At 37.6% G+C, this 14238-nt stretch carries 15 protein-coding genes; 14 read left to right on the top strand and 1 reads right to left on the bottom strand.

What is annotated here, in order from left to right; genetic code table 11:
* Nucleotides 1-69: 69 nt before the first annotated feature.
* The 8 genes from LG369_RS04200 to LG369_RS04165 all read left to right on the top strand — a co-directional run bounded on the left by LG369_RS04200 (nt 70) and on the right by LG369_RS04165 (nt 5507).
* The gene (locus LG369_RS04200; RefSeq protein ID WP_225750351.1) at nt 70-636 is read left to right on the top strand and encodes a hypothetical protein; all 567 of its coding nucleotides are present in this window, start codon (nt 70-72) and stop codon (nt 634-636) included.
* A gap of 142 nt (nt 637-778) precedes the next feature.
* Nucleotides 779-1249 (top strand): hypothetical protein, encoded by a 471-nt coding sequence (locus tag LG369_RS04195; protein ID WP_225750350.1) that lies wholly within the window; start codon nt 779-781, stop codon nt 1247-1249.
* A gap of 25 nt (nt 1250-1274) precedes the next feature.
* On the top strand, nt 1275-1640 hold the full coding sequence (locus tag LG369_RS04190) for a hypothetical protein (protein ID WP_225750349.1): 366 nt from the start codon (nt 1275-1277) through the stop codon (nt 1638-1640).
* A 246-nt stretch (nt 1641-1886) separates the two neighbouring features.
* Entirely contained in the window at nt 1887-2909 is a 1023-nt protein-coding gene (locus tag LG369_RS04185) for a DUF6892 domain-containing protein (RefSeq protein ID WP_225750348.1), read from the top strand.
* A 270-nt stretch (nt 2910-3179) separates the two neighbouring features.
* Nucleotides 3180-4061, top strand: coding sequence for a diacylglycerol/lipid kinase family protein (locus LG369_RS04180; RefSeq protein ID WP_225750347.1), 882 nt, complete (start codon nt 3180-3182; stop codon nt 4059-4061).
* A gap of 55 nt (nt 4062-4116) precedes the next feature.
* Nucleotides 4117-4995, top strand: a complete 879-nt coding sequence (locus LG369_RS04175; RefSeq protein ID WP_225750346.1) for a DUF4300 family protein — start codon at nt 4117-4119, stop codon at nt 4993-4995.
* A 13-nt stretch (nt 4996-5008) separates the two neighbouring features.
* Entirely contained in the window at nt 5009-5191 is a 183-nt protein-coding gene (locus tag LG369_RS04170) for a hypothetical protein (RefSeq protein WP_225750345.1), read from the top strand.
* Between the two features lie 4 nt (nt 5192-5195).
* On the top strand, nt 5196-5507 hold the full coding sequence (locus LG369_RS04165) for a hypothetical protein (protein WP_225750344.1): 312 nt from the start codon (nt 5196-5198) through the stop codon (nt 5505-5507).
* 61 nt (nt 5508-5568) lie between these two features.
* Here the strand turns inward: LG369_RS04165 and LG369_RS04160 are convergent, their stop codons facing one another.
* Nucleotides 5569-6588, bottom strand: a complete 1020-nt coding sequence (locus tag LG369_RS04160; protein WP_225750343.1) for a hypothetical protein — start codon at nt 6586-6588, stop codon at nt 5569-5571.
* A 250-nt stretch (nt 6589-6838) separates the two neighbouring features.
* Here LG369_RS04160 and LG369_RS04155 point away from each other — a divergent pair, with 250 nt between their 5' ends.
* The 6 genes from LG369_RS04155 to aguA all read left to right on the top strand — a co-directional run bounded on the left by LG369_RS04155 (nt 6839) and on the right by aguA (nt 14231).
* Nucleotides 6839-7855 (top strand): hypothetical protein, encoded by a 1017-nt coding sequence (locus LG369_RS04155; protein WP_049495030.1) that lies wholly within the window; start codon nt 6839-6841, stop codon nt 7853-7855.
* A 595-nt stretch (nt 7856-8450) separates the two neighbouring features.
* Entirely contained in the window at nt 8451-9905 is a 1455-nt protein-coding gene (locus LG369_RS04150; RefSeq protein ID WP_225750342.1) for an aminotransferase class I/II-fold pyridoxal phosphate-dependent enzyme, read from the top strand.
* Entirely contained in the window at nt 9906-10766 is an 861-nt protein-coding gene (speE, locus tag LG369_RS04145) for a polyamine aminopropyltransferase (protein WP_004252874.1), read from the top strand. It abuts the gene before it with no gap.
* The gene (locus LG369_RS04140; protein ID WP_225750341.1) at nt 10763-12022 is read left to right on the top strand and encodes a saccharopine dehydrogenase family protein; all 1260 of its coding nucleotides are present in this window, start codon (nt 10763-10765) and stop codon (nt 12020-12022) included. The genes speE and LG369_RS04140 overlap by 4 nt, the downstream gene beginning before the upstream one ends.
* The gene (gene nspC / locus LG369_RS04135; protein WP_225750340.1) at nt 12022-13149 is read left to right on the top strand and encodes a carboxynorspermidine decarboxylase; all 1128 of its coding nucleotides are present in this window, start codon (nt 12022-12024) and stop codon (nt 13147-13149) included. Before LG369_RS04140 ends, nspC begins: the two co-directional genes overlap by 1 nt.
* On the top strand, nt 13146-14231 hold the full coding sequence (gene aguA, locus LG369_RS04130; protein WP_225750339.1) for an agmatine deiminase: 1086 nt from the start codon (nt 13146-13148) through the stop codon (nt 14229-14231). Before nspC ends, aguA begins: the two co-directional genes overlap by 4 nt.
* The last annotated feature ends 7 nt before the right edge of the window (nt 14232-14238 follow it).

Here is a 14238-nt window from a genome sequence, read left to right as displayed (position 1 = left end):
CCTTATTTGACAATCGTTAAAGAGGTATGACTATTGACATTAACGTAATAATGTTGAGGAGGGTTATCGATGGTTATATTGGAATTGTATCAAGGTGATTATCAAAAGGATTTAGTCGCGTTCGATTCTTTAGAAGAGGGAAGAGCCTTTGTAGCTCAAATTCCGGGATATACTTTAGAAACAGAATATGGGTTTGAAGTGGAGTATTTTAATCCAAAAAATCTACCGGATTATATGGAGATTGTCTTCAATGGAAGTATTGTCCCTTTATCTAGATTTTCGTTTAACCCTGAGGAAAATGTTGAGATCATTTGGAAAGAGATTTCGAATCTGTCCCTTAAAAACGATAAAATGATCGAAGGAGCTACAAAAGTAGATGCCTATGTCGTTAACAACGATGAAGTGAAAGCCTATGTCTTAGCCAGAGAAGCAAACTTCCGTAAGGCAAAAGCATTCTTAGAAAGCAAAGGATATGAAGTGGATAGAAGCTTTTTCAGAAGTGAAGACGGCGAAGCGATTCTCTACAGAAAACGCAGCACCGAAGATTGGCGCTTCTTATGCCACTTAGACCCAATGTTTGTAGAGATTGAAGATGTAGAGGAATATGTGAAAGAAGTGATGGAAGATATTCAATAGTCAAAATAAATTCATTGTGAGTGAGTAGCTTTGCTGGTAAAAGAGTAAAGACCTTTTAAAGAAGAAAATCTTTTACGTCTTAAAGTAGATTGGTGAGTTTAAACATAATTTCTAGTATAGCTAGTAGGGTTGGAGAAATAAGATGATTTGGGATAAAGAATATTTTTCAAAATTTGAATTTATTATCTATTGTGGATGTGAAATTATTGGTTATTTTAAGTGTAATTTGATGACCTATGAACTGTCTTACCAAGAATCCAGTAATCGTGGAATAATCTCTTTTGAACATAGTCAAAAACTGTCAGAAAAAGCTCTGTCAAAACTCATGCTCTATACACATCTTATTGATTTTGAACAATATAGAACGGGGAACAATTCAAATAAGAAGGATAAAATTATTGGTTATAGAGATGTATTTTCGATAACTTTTAAGGGCTATAGCCAAGATGGAAAGCCCTTGCTGATTTATAAGATGGAATATGTATACAAGGATTGGTACAATAGACCGGTTGATAAACTATACAATTTTATCAGTAATACCTATTTTTCAGACTTCCAAAATAATAGTTGTTTTATTGCTCAAGGTTTGATGGCTGGTGTACTTCCATTTTAGATATAATAGAAAGGTTTAATAAATAGTGAAATCAAAAAAATTATTACTCATAAACGGAATTAGTGCCATCATTGGATTTTATGTGATTGTTTATGCCTCTTCTGATAAAGATGGGGGAAAAATTTTCTATTTAATCTCTCGGTTTGTTGAATTTCCTGATTTGAGAAATATGGTCTATTTCACCTGTTTTATATTGCTAATTTTGGCTTTTCTGGCATTTTTTCTCCATGATGAGAACTCAAAAGTCAATAATAAAACCTATCAGTTTCTGTTTACTGCATCCATTCTAGGATTTATTCCCTTTTTTTCCTACTTTTCTAGTATATTAGCTTTAGTTTCAGGAGTTTTGTACTTGACAGACTATGTGACTTTATCTAAGAAAGATGTGTAGGAGTTAAACTATTGTCGCTTCAATCTTTTTAGTGAGTTATTGAATGTAACTCTGCAAGCTTATAGATGTAGTTTCAATAGCACAAATGATATAGTCAGTTACTAGAAATTTTGCCATATCTTTAAAGAGAATGATATATGAATAAAATAATGGTAATTATTAATCCAACATCTGGTGGTGAAAAAATTTGGATTATGATGTGAGTATTCCACCCTCAGAGGTGTTTGCCTATGCTAGAGAGCAGGAATGCCAAGCGGTCAAAATTTATCTGGAAGAAACTTAAGAGAAGGTAGTAATATGTTTAATTTTTTTAAGAAAACAACTCACAAAAAACTTGAAATCAATCTTCAAAACAATTCAATGATTATTAACGGAACCAGCTTATCTTTTCCTTTGTCCTTGAAAGATATTGAAGCTGTATTGGGGAAGCCTGATCAGGTTGTCAAAAGAGATAATAAGTTTATTAAATACATTTATGACAATATTGGTATTGTATTTGAATATTCTTTCTCGATTAAAAATCATTTAAAAAAATCTAAAACCTACATTGATGAGGAACATTTGATTTCTACTGTTTTCCTCTACTATGGCGATGTTGTAAAATCTATGACTGGAGAGAAAGAATTGCCAAAGCAACCATGTCAAGCTGTGGTATTATCAGATGGAAAATCTCCTTATTTCTTTTCTGATAGGCATAGAGTAGGGGATTTTAACCTTATTTTATGGACTCCTTATGGAGCAAATTTTAAAGGAATTACAGAGACAATCACAGACACACTTTCTATTTCCTATTTTCCAGAGATAAAGCGTGAACGGGAAAGTTACAAGTTAAAAGAAACTGACGAAGAACTGCTTTCCTTTGAAAATATAAATTTTAAACTAGCTATTATCCAGGTTTTAATGTATGATTTAGAGGTTTTGAAACCTGTTTTTAATATTTTTGACTTTGCAGAGGAAGCCAGTGAGTTGAATATCGACACAGAAAGTATGGAGATTATTCAGCCAGCACTTGATTATATGAAAAACCTTCCTATACCTAAGAAATACGCTGAACAAGTTCAAGAAATCGATATGGATGGAGGTAACGAGATTTATATGAATCTGATACCTCAGTGGGACGGTGAAGATGATAGTTTCGATCTAAATGAAGTTAGTCTTAAAGAACTGCAACAGTTTCCAAATCTGAAGAAAGCGACAATTATGACTAGTAATTTTGAACAAGTTAAGGATATTTTTAAGAGTCAAGGAATAAAAGTAGAACTACTATAAACGTCCTTTTTAACTAGATTTAATAAGTTCTCTCAAGAGGGAGTGTCAAAGGATACTAGTAGCAAGCATTCTATTCTACATGATTTTTAACATTGAAAACTTAAGAACTTTAAGAATTAATATTAAGGCATTATTAGGCAAGAGATCAATCTATTTAAATTCAGGACATCCAATTTTTAATTTTAAGAATTTAGTTATATAATGGCATAGTATTAAAAAAGCTATATTGAAACTTAATTTTTTATAGTTAGGTTGTAAGGAGAATTATAAATGAAAAAAATTATGGTAATCATCAATCCAACATCTGGTGGCGAAAAAGCCTTGGATTATAAGGTGAAACTGGAGAATAAAGCTAGAGACTATTTTGAACATGTGGAGATTAAAATTACGGAGACAGCGCAAGACGCCACAAACTTTGCAGAAGAAGCTTCTCGTGAGCGATATGATGCTGTTCTTGTTTTTGGTGGAGATGGGACTGTCAATGAAGTAATCTCTGGTATCGCTGAAAAAGACTACATTCCTAAACTTGCGATTATCCCAGGAGGAACTGGAAATCTCATTACGAAACTGTTAGAAATTAATCAAGATATTGATGGTGCCATTGATGAACTCGATTTTAATTCTACCAATAAGATTGATATCGGAAAATCAAATGGGCACTATTTCGGATACATTTTTAGTATTGGTTCATTACCAGAAGCTATCCACAACGTTGGGATAGAAGATAAAACGAAGTTTGGCATGCTCGCCTATGCGATTAATACCATGAAGTCAGTGGTTACAGATCAAGCATTTAACATTACTGTTGAGACTGAAAATGGAAATTACATCGGCCCTGCCAGCCATGTCTTGGTTCTCCTTACCAATTATTTCGCTGACAAAAAAATCTTTGATGAAGACAAGGATGGTTATGCTAATATTTTGATTTTAAAAGATGCCTCAATCCTTACTAAATTGTCAGTTATCCCTGATTTATTAAAAGGGGATGTCGTCGTGAATGAGAATATCGAGTATATAAAAGCTCGTCATATAAAAATTTCTTCTGATTCTGAATTAGAAACAGATGTTGATGGTGACAAATCTGATGACCTACCAGTAGAAATCAAGGTGCTAGGTCAGCATATCGAAGTCTATTCTCAAACTAAAGAATAAGATTTTTAAACTTTGACAATTCTTTTTAACGATATTTTTTAATAAAGGAATGCCTATGAAATTTAAAAGATTAGCGACTATTAGTCTTTGCTCAACACTTCTTTTGACCTTAGTAGCTTGTAGTCAAACTCAAAAGACTTCTGATAGTACTGCTGAAACTTCAGTGACTCAATCACAGTCGAATCAGGTTTCCTGGAAAGCAACTTACAGCAATTTGAACAATCAACCGAGTGCAGAAGAAGTTCGGAAAGCCTTGGCTGCGCATTTGGATAAAGATAGTGTCGATGCATTTTTCAACCTTGTAAATGATTACAACGCAACTGTCGGCTCAGTAGGCTTAACTGGGGATTTTTCTACATTTACCAAAACAGACTATGATGTTGAAAAGATAAGCAATCTTTGGTCACCTAAAAAGGGTGATTTTGTCGGTACCAACTGTCGTATTAACAGTTATTGTTTATTGAAAAATTCTATCGAAATTCCTAAGTTGGAAAAAGATGATTCCCTCTTGTTTGTCGATAATGATGCCATTGACAAAGGTAAGGTCTTTGGTGCAGAAGACAAGGATGCTTTTGATATTTTATTCTCAAGAGTCAAGACCGAAGCAACGACAGATGTCAAAGTTCATGCTGCAAAGATGGAACAATTTCTTTCTCAATTCAAGTTTAATGAAAATGCTCGAATGCTATCTGTAGTAGTCCATGATGACTTGGATGGTCAATCCCTATTTATTGGCCATGTAGGGATACTTGTACCAAGCGAGGACGGCTATCTCTTTGTCGAAAAGTTAACCTTTGAGGAGCCTTATCAAGCCATCAAATTTGCGACCAAGGAAGATTGTTACAAATATCTAGATACAAAATACGAAAACTATACAGGAGAAGGTCTAGCTAAACCATTTATTATGGATAATGATAAGTGGGTTCAATTTTAAGGGAGTAGACATTATGGATGCATTGTTTGGACTGATAATCTTATTCCTAATCGGGGTATGGGCTGTTTGGGTTATCAAAGGGAACCAGCAGAGACCAAGAAAAAATGAAAGATTTATTGGTTATATCAATCGATACGATGAAGATGGAGAACCTTACCAAGCTGAGGTTTGGGAAGTGACAGAAGATGAGGACTAGCCATATGGAATTACAAGATTTTACGAAACAAGAACAAGAAATGATTAAAAAGGGACTAACTTTCTCTAAGCTGAACGATAAGGAAACAACAGATAAGATTATCGCTTTAATTCCTCAAGATATGATTAAACGGATTCCATTTTTTGTTAGAAAACATGCGATTACACGTACGATTAAGAGAATCTCTCTTGAGTATCCGGAATTGTACGCTGTTGCTGAACAAGAAGGTCAACTTCCAGAAAAAGAAGCTCAAGAATTACGTCAAATTCTTACAGATATTTTCCAAGAAAAAATGAAAAAGCATAAAATCAAGTAGGAGCGCCTAAACGCTCATCTATTTGATTATATGCTTACTAATGACTAAAGCTATCACTCCATCATTCCCACATGCTATGCTGGGCTCTGACTCCATAGCTATCAATCGAACTATCTGAATTGAACTTGGATTCAATCCGGTATCTTTTCCAGAGGTCGTAATCTGCTGTTTGAATGGTTAGGATAAAGTTGTTATCCTTATCAGAGACATTATAATCAGCAGGATTGACTTCAAAGATATCGATTAATTTTCGTGTTTGAAAATCTTGGAGCTTGAGATTTGCTAGCTTGACATGATTGATGGAAATTTTTTCTAGTTGTTTGCTATCCTTAGGTGTTCTGTAATAGGTGATGACACAATTCTTGAGTTGATCAGTATCTCTTCCCGTAGGAGTAAGGATCATAAAGCCATAGGACTGATTATCTCGCTTGACTTCTAGAAGCTGACCGTAATAGAAGTGGTCGTTTTTGGGATTGGTGATGGGACTCTCTGGACTTTTATCTTCGAAGCTAAAGCCTTGGTCTAAAAGCTCGGAAGCCTTGCTCTCACCGATAATGACAGAAGTATCTTGAATGGTTACTGGAATAGGTTGCGCTGGAAGGCCGCTCATCATCATGCAAAACATAAATACATAACTCGTTAAAAAAGCTGTTCCTATAAAAGCGTTGGTTGATGCATAGGCATGACTGTTTTGAAAGTTTTTTCTTATAGCTAATACGATAAATTTGATAATACTTTTTAAAATCATACTAACAAGTACGATAAAAAATTGTTTTTTCAAACATTCATAAATGGCTTGAGGAAAGCTATTACCATGATAGTAGAAGACAGCCAATACGAGTAGATTTACGATTAAATAGATTAGCAAGAACCAATGAATCTCTTTAAGGGCATTAGAATCAGTGATTTCTTCATAGTCAACGTGAATTCTTCCTTGAACAGCATGGCCAAGTTTATAAATCCATTTGGGAATGTCTTTGCCTTTTTTAACCGAAACTACAAGTCTAATATAGAGATAGATAGTAAAGGACAAGGATAGAAAGAAAAGAGCATAAAAACCCAAAACAATACTAGTGAGCATGACTACTTCCCCCGTTTTTCAATTGCTAGAGAACAATTTTGTTAGCTCCATTATAGCATTTTCTAGGGAAATAGAGCTAGAAATATCAGCAGTTTCCTTAAAGATAAAAAGATGAGAATCATTGCCATTTAAGCTTTACCGATTGTGCTGATAGAAAGTGGCCCCTTCTTCTTACTAGTTTTATTAGTTGGGAATTGGGAATTAAAGTGAAAGATAAGATTTGAGAGAGAACATAAAGGAGTAGAGAACCATGGGTAGAACGGTGATTATAGGTACTTTAATAGTTTTTGCAATCTTTAATCTGCTACTCGGTCTGGGTTTTTATCTCTTTCTAAAAAAGAGGAAAGAGAATGGGCAGTCATTGTACGAAACTCCTGTAAATCAGCAAACTCGAACAGAAAAACTGGGTCTAGGAGAGATTTTGGTCTACCTGTCCCTGATTGTCATCGCAGGGCTCTTTGCCTTTCAGACCTTAAATAGAGGTGGTGTTGGGAATTCTATTTTAGCCAAAATGATTCTCCTACCTGCTATAATGGCCCTTTTCAATGCGAGAAAAAGGACTGGGAAGTCTATGCTTGCCCTCCTTATAACCTTGATGGTCTTTCTAGTAGGAGTCATGTTTAATCTCACGATTGGGTTTCCACCTCAAGCACCGATTTTGCAAATTAATGAAAGTAAAATCACTTTAGCAGAAACCAAAGCAAGTGATTTGATGGAAGCTGGATTTGATATCTATGTCAGACAAGGTGATGGTGGTAGCGACTACGAAGACCTCCTGACAGATGGCAATTTTCAAAAGTATTCAGGAGATAAATCAGTCACTATCGAAAAAGGCTTCAGACTTGATAGCAATGCTGTTCCCTACGCTCCCTATCTCCTGGCAAAAGATGGCATAGTTCTTGGCAGTATTTCCTTTTACGGTGCTGAGGACCAGGATGTGGCTTTAGAAGATTCTAAGGTTATTCAGGTTCGATTTAATAAGGACAGTATTGAAGAAGCAAAGAAACATTCTATCACTTTCAAGTTAGATGAACTCGACTTGACTACTAGACTTGATATCCCGCTTGTTCAAGAAACTTTCAAAAAGCATCTATGGTCAATCCCCCCATCAAATACAAGTGATGTCACTCAATTGTGGTATGGATTACAGTGGTCAAGTCACAGTGACTCTCTATTTTGGAATGAGTATTATAGTCTCATCCGCCTAGATGAAAATTACCTGATGACTGATTTTGAACTAGCTGCCAAAGTAGCTCGTGATGAGTAAATACGATTTTGAATAGTTGAATTTGCTTATGCCTAACTAAAGGAATTAATTCATTTAGTTCCTATTTTATTATTTAAAAGCGAATTTGAAATAGTTTTCAATTTTTGTGTATAGTAAAAATACGAACAAAAATGTAAATAATTTATAAAGTTTCCCCAAAATACTTTACAAACTTTTGTAAACATGATATAGTTATAAGGCTTAGAAAATGAGATGATGTTTTCTAGCAAATATAAACCCGAGTAAAAAATGCCTACGGACAGGCAGGGTTGAATGCCGAAGCGTGGTTGCAAAGCCACATTATTGATAGGGTTAAAAGCCTACTTTTATAAGTTGATGTTAGGACATTGGTTCTAATTCGTATACATTTGTTAGTGTGGTGAAAGCACACGTCATCTTGTGAAACGATCAATAAAGTACGTAATATTTGCTACTAGAGAGTTAGGAAACATCAGGAACAGACATACTCAAAAGAAACAAACATAAACACGTCAGTAGATTGTAGAGCAGGTGCCAACCTGCTCTTTTTTCATAAGTATCCTTTAGAACCTTGTATAAGGTGAAAAAAACTATGATAAAGGAGTAAGTCTCTATAATGTTAAATCAAAACCAAGCTCCAATTTATGAGGGACTGGTCAAGTTACGAAAAAAAAGAATTGTACCTTTCGATGTACCTGGTCATAAGCGTGGCCGTGGGAATCCAGAGTTGGTTGAACTTCTGGGTGAGAAATGCGTTGGGATTGATGTCAATTCTATGAAGCCCTTGGACAATCTAGGACATCCCATTTCGATTATCAGAGAAGCGGAAGAGCTAGCAGCAGAGGCTTTTGGTGCTGCTCATGCCTTTTTAATGATTGGTGGGACAACTTCATCCGTGCAGACCATGATTCTTTCCACCTGTAAATCCGGTGATAAAATCATCCTACCACGAAATGTCCATAAATCAGCTATTAATGCTCTTGTTTTATGCGGAGCAATTCCTATCTATATCGAGATGAGTGTGGATCCAAAAATCGGTATTGCTTTGGGGCTTGAGAATGACCGTGTTGGCCAAGCAATCAAGGACCATCCGGATGCCAAGGCTATCCTAATAAACAATCCAACCTATTATGGAATTTGTTCAGATCTTAAGGGATTAACAGAGATGGCTCACGCCGCAGGAATGAAAGTCTTAGTAGACGAGGCTCACGGTGCTCATCTACACTTTACAGATAAACTTCCTCTGTCTGCTATGGACGCAGGAGCAGATATGTCAGCTGTATCCATGCATAAGTCCGGTGGTAGCTTGACTCAAAGTTCCCTTCTTTTAGTTGGCGATCAGATGAATCCTGAGTACGTACGTCAGATTATTAATCTGACACAGTCAACATCAGCATCCTACTTGCTAATGGCTAGTCTAGATGTTTCTCGTAGAAACCTAGCCCTTCGTGGCAAAGAGTCCTTTGAGAAAGTTATTGAGCTATCTGAGTACGCACGTCGTGAAATCAATGCCATCGGTGGCTACTATGCCTACTCAAAAGAACTAGTAGATGGTGTCTCGGTTTGTGATTTTGATGTAACCAAGCTGTCAGTTTACACTCAGGGGATTGGTCTAACAGGTATCGAAGTTTATGACCTCTTACGAGATGAGTATGACATTCAGATTGAGTTTGGTGATATCGGCAATATCTTAGCCTACATTTCGATTGGTGACCGTATCCAAGACATTGAGCGCTTGGTAGGTGCTTTGGCTGATATCAAGAGACTATACTCACGAGATGGGAAGGACTTGATTGCTGGAGAATATATCCAGCCTGAGTTGGTGCTGTCTCCTCAGGAAGCCTTTTACTCAAATAGAAGAAGCTTAACATTAGACGAATCCATTGGGCAAGTTTGTGGCGAATTTGTCATGTGCTATCCTCCAGGAATTCCAATCCTAGCGCCAGGTGAACGCATTACACGAGAAATTGTTGATTATATCCAATTTGCAAAAGAACGTGGTTGTTCCCTCCAAGGAACGGAAGATCCAGAGGTCAATCATATCAACGTCATTGAAAGAAAGGAGAACTAGATGGATTTATGGTTTTCTGAAGTTCATACTCCAGATGTCAAGTTAACAATGAGAACAGCCAAACAGCTTTATTCTGGTCAAAGTGAATGGCAGGATATAGAAGTATTAGATACACCAGCTTTTGGAAAGATTTTGATTTTAAATGGGCATGTCTTGTTCTCAGATGCAGATGATTTTGTCTATAATGAAATGACCGTTCACGTTCCTATGGCTGTCCATCCCAATCCAAAGAAAGTTTTGGTTATTGGGGGTGGTGATGGTGGTGTTGCTCAAGTATTAACCCTCTATCCAGAATTGGAACAAATCGATATTGTGGAACCAGACGAGATGCTGGTTGAAGTTTGTCGAGAATACTTCCCAGATTTTGCTGCAGGACTTGATGACCCTCGTGTCACCATTTACTACCAAAATGGACTGAGATTTTTGAGAAATTGTGAAGATGATTACGACATTATCATCAATGATGCGACAGATCCATTTGGCCATACGGAAGGGCTCTTTACCAAGGAATTTTACGGCAATAGTTATAGGGCTCTCAAAGAAGACGGCATCATGATTTACCAGCATGGTAGTCCTTTCTTTGACGAAGATGAGTCAGCATGCCGAAGCATGCACCGAAAGGTCAATCAAGCCTTTCCAATTAGCCGGGTTTACCAGGCTCATATCCCTACCAGTCCTGCTGGCTATTGGTTATTTGGATTTGCATCTAAAAAATATCACCCTGTCAAAGATTTTGACAAGGAAGGCTGGAAAAAACGCCAGCTTTTCACTGAATACTACACTGCAAACTTGCATATTGGTGCCTTTATGTTGCCTAAGTATGTAGAAGACATTTTAGAAGAAGAGGAAGGAAGAAAATGAGTCGTTTATTAGTTATTGGATGTGGGGGAGTTGCCCAAGTTGCTATTTTAAAGATTTGCCAAGATAGCGAAACTTTTAAAGAAATTATGATAGCTAGCCGTACAAAGTCAAAATGTGATGACTTGAAGGCTAAATTAGAAGGCAAAACAAATACTAAGATTGAGACAGCTGCTCTTGATGCTGACAAGGTAGAAGAAGTGATTGCCTTGATTGAAAGCTACAAACCAGAAGCTGTTTTGAACGTAGCTTTACCTTATCAAGACTTGACCATCATGGATGCTTGTTTGGCAACAGGTGTCCACTATATCGATACTGCCAACTACGAGGCTGAGGATACAGAAGACCCTGAATGGCGTGCTATTTATGAGAAACGTTGTAAGGAACTTGGTTTTACTGCCTACTTTGACTACTCATGGCAGTGGGCTTACCAAGAGAAATTCAAAGAAGCAGGTCTGACTGCTCTTCTGGGTTCTGGTTTTGACCCAGGGGTAACAAGCGTCTTTTCAGCATACGCGCTTAAACACTATTTTGATGAAATCCACTATATCGATATTTTAGACTGTAATGGTGGTGACCACGGTTATCCATTTGCGACAAACTTTAACCCAGAAATCAATCTACGTGAGGTTTCTGCACCAGGTTCTTACTGGGAAGATGGAAAATGGGTAGAAGTTGAAGCTATGTCTATCAAACGTGAGTATGATTTCCCTCAAGTTGGGCAAAAAGACATGTATCTCCTCCACCATGAAGAAATCGAATCATTAGCAAAGAATATTCCAGGAATTAAACGCATTCGTTTCTTTATGACTTTTGGCCAATCTTATCTAACTCACATGAAATGCTTGGAAAACGTTGGGCTTCTTCGTACAGATACTATTAATTTTAACGGACAAGAAATCGTACCAATCCAATTCTTGAAAGCCTTGCTTCCGGATCCTGCAAGCCTTGGCCCACGTACAGTTGGTAAAACTAATATTGGATGTATCTTTACAGGTGTCAAAGATGGCGTTGAAAAGACAATCTACATCTACAATGTTTGCGACCATCAGGAGTGCTATGCAGAGGTTGGTTCACAAGCCATTTCTTATACAACAGGTGTTCCAGCCATGATTGGGACAAAATTAGTGATGGATGGTACATGGAAACAGCCTGGAGTTTATAACCTTGAAGAGTTGGATCCAGACCCATTCATGGAAGCTTTAAATAAATACGGTTTGCCATGGGTTGTGGTTGAAAATCCACAAATGGTGGACTAATGAAGTTAGAACAAGTACCAACACCAGCCTATGTCATTGATTTAGCAAAACTAGAAGAAAATTGTAGCATTCTGCAAGAGGTTCAGGAAAAGGCAGGTTGTAAGGTTTTGCTAGCTCAAAAGGCTTATTCTCTCTATAAAACCTATCCCCTAATTAGCCAGTATCTATCAGGTACGACAGCTAGTGGACTCTATGAAGCGAGGTTAGCTAGAGAAGAGTTTCCGGGGGAAGTCCATGTATTTGCGCCTGCTTTCAAGGAATCAGATATGGAAGAGCTACTGCAAATATCTGATCATATTGATTTTAACTCAGAGAGACAACTTCGAAAGTATGGTCAACGTTGTCGTGAGGCTGGTATCAGTGTGGGTCTTCGCATCAATCCTCAATGTTCAACGCAGGGTGACCACGCGCTTTATGATCCTTGTGCTCCTGGCTCTCGTTTTGGAGTGACTTCAGACAAGATACCAAGTGATTTATTGGAATTGGTTGACGGACTTCATTTTCATACCCTCTGTGAGCAAGGGGCAGATGATTTACAAACGACTTTGAAAGCAGTAGAAGAACAATTTGGAGCCTATTTACATCACGTTAAATGGCTTAATATGGGTGGTGGTCATCATATTACGAGAGATGACTATGATGTGGACTTGCTGATTTCTGAGATTAAACGTATTCGAGAAACTTATAACCTTGACGTCTATATCGAACCAGGAGAAGCTATAGCACTCAATGCTGGTTATTTAGCTACTGAAGTTTTAGACATCGTTGAAAATGGGATTGAGACCTTGGTGCTAGATGCCTCAGCAAGTTGTCATATGCCAGATGTCCTTGAGATGCCTTATCGCCCCCCATTGAGATATGGATTTGAAGCGCAAGAGAAACCTTATACTTATAGGCTCTCTTCAAATACTTGTCTGACAGGGGATATCATTGGGGATTACAGCTTTGAAAAACCGATTGAAATCGGCGATCGCCTCTATTTTGAAGACATGGCTATTTACTCATTTGTCAAAAATAATACCTTTAACGGGATTGGACTTCCAAGTTTGTATCTCATGGATAAAGAGGGTGAGTGCAGTCTAGTCAAAGCATTTGGCTACCAAGACTTTAAGGAGAGATTATCATGATGGACGGTCCAAAGAAATTAGGTTATCGTATGCCTGCAGAGTATGAACCCCATCATGGGACTCTCATGATATGGCCTACTCGACCAGGTTCTTGGCCTTTTCAAGGAAAGGCTGCTAAAGCTGCTTTTAGCCAGATTATCAAAACTATTTCCCAAGGGGAAACAGTCTACCTTTTGGTGGAGCAAGACTATCTATCTGAAGCACAATCCTATCTTGGAGACAAGGTTGTTTATCTAGATATTCAGACAAATGATGCCTGGGCGCGTGATACTGGTCCAACTATTCTCCTCAATGATCAAAGGGAAAAGCTGGCGGTAGATTGGTCTTTCAATGCCTGGGGTGGTGCTGTTGACGGTCTTTACCAAGACTATGAAGCAGATGACCAAGTAGCCAGTCGATTTGCAGAAGTCATAGAAATTCCTGTCTACGATGCCAAACCTTTTGTACTGGAAGGTGGAGCTATACACAGTGACGGTCAAGGAACGATACTTGTGACTGAAAGTTGTTTGCTCAGTCCGGGTCGTAATCCTCACCTGAGTAAAGAGGAGATTGAAAAGACCTTACTAGAGAGTCTTGGTGCTGAAAAAGTTATCTGGTTGCCTTATGGTATTTATCAAGACGAGACAAATGAACACGTCGACAATGTTGCAGCCTTTGTTGGTCCTGCAGAGCTTGTTTTAGCTTGGACGGACGACCAAGAAGATCCTCAGTATGCCATGTCTGTAGCTGATTTAGCTCTCTTAGAGAAGGAAACTGATGCAAAAGGCCGGAGTTTCACTATTCATAAACTTCCAATCCCAGCTATTCATCAAGTAGTTATAGAGGAAGATTTGCCGGGCTATACTTATGAAGAAGGCGAAGAGGAGCGTTATGCAGGTGAAAGACTAGCAGCTTCCTATGTAAATTTTTACATCGCTAATAAGTCTGTATTAGTGCCGCAATTTCAGGATGCTAACGACCAAGTGGCCTTGAATATTCTGGGCCAGTGTTTCCCAGACCGTGAAGTTGTCGGAATTCCTGCAAGAGATATTCTATTAGGTGGTGGAAATATCCACTGTATTACCCAACAAATCCCAGAATAGGAGAAAA

Source organism: Streptococcus sp. Marseille-Q4154 (assembly GCF_916700545.1).
GTDB lineage: Bacteria > Bacillota > Bacilli > Lactobacillales > Streptococcaceae > Streptococcus > Streptococcus infantis_I.
This window is presented reverse-complemented; position numbering and strand designations above follow the sequence as displayed.

Excerpts from the sequence above, each read along its gene's own strand:
- LG369_RS04200 (WP_225750351.1), top strand. The coding sequence starts at position 70 with ATGGTTATATTGGAATTGTATCAAGGTGATTATCAAAAGGATTTAGTC.
- LG369_RS04195 (WP_225750350.1), top strand. The coding sequence starts at position 779 with ATGATTTGGGATAAAGAATATTTTTCAAAATTTGAATTTATTATCTAT.
- LG369_RS04185 (WP_225750348.1), top strand. The coding sequence starts at position 1,887 with ATGCCAAGCGGTCAAAATTTATCTGGAAGAAACTTAAGAGAAGGTAGT.
- LG369_RS04180 (WP_225750347.1), top strand. The coding sequence starts at position 3,180 with ATGAAAAAAATTATGGTAATCATCAATCCAACATCTGGTGGCGAAAAA.
- LG369_RS04175 (WP_225750346.1), top strand. The coding sequence starts at position 4,117 with ATGAAATTTAAAAGATTAGCGACTATTAGTCTTTGCTCAACACTTCTT.
- LG369_RS04170 (WP_225750345.1), top strand. The coding sequence starts at position 5,009 with ATGGATGCATTGTTTGGACTGATAATCTTATTCCTAATCGGGGTATGG.
- LG369_RS04165 (WP_225750344.1), top strand. The coding sequence starts at position 5,196 with ATGGAATTACAAGATTTTACGAAACAAGAACAAGAAATGATTAAAAAG.
- LG369_RS04160 (WP_225750343.1), bottom strand. The coding sequence starts at position 6,588 with ATGCTCACTAGTATTGTTTTGGGTTTTTATGCTCTTTTCTTTCTATCC.
- LG369_RS04155 (WP_049495030.1), top strand. The coding sequence starts at position 6,839 with ATGGGTAGAACGGTGATTATAGGTACTTTAATAGTTTTTGCAATCTTT.
- LG369_RS04150 (WP_225750342.1), top strand. The coding sequence starts at position 8,451 with ATGTTAAATCAAAACCAAGCTCCAATTTATGAGGGACTGGTCAAGTTA.
- speE (WP_004252874.1), top strand. The coding sequence starts at position 9,906 with ATGGATTTATGGTTTTCTGAAGTTCATACTCCAGATGTCAAGTTAACA.
- LG369_RS04140 (WP_225750341.1), top strand. The coding sequence starts at position 10,763 with ATGAGTCGTTTATTAGTTATTGGATGTGGGGGAGTTGCCCAAGTTGCT.
- nspC (WP_225750340.1), top strand. The coding sequence starts at position 12,022 with ATGAAGTTAGAACAAGTACCAACACCAGCCTATGTCATTGATTTAGCA.
- aguA (WP_225750339.1), top strand. The coding sequence starts at position 13,146 with ATGATGGACGGTCCAAAGAAATTAGGTTATCGTATGCCTGCAGAGTAT.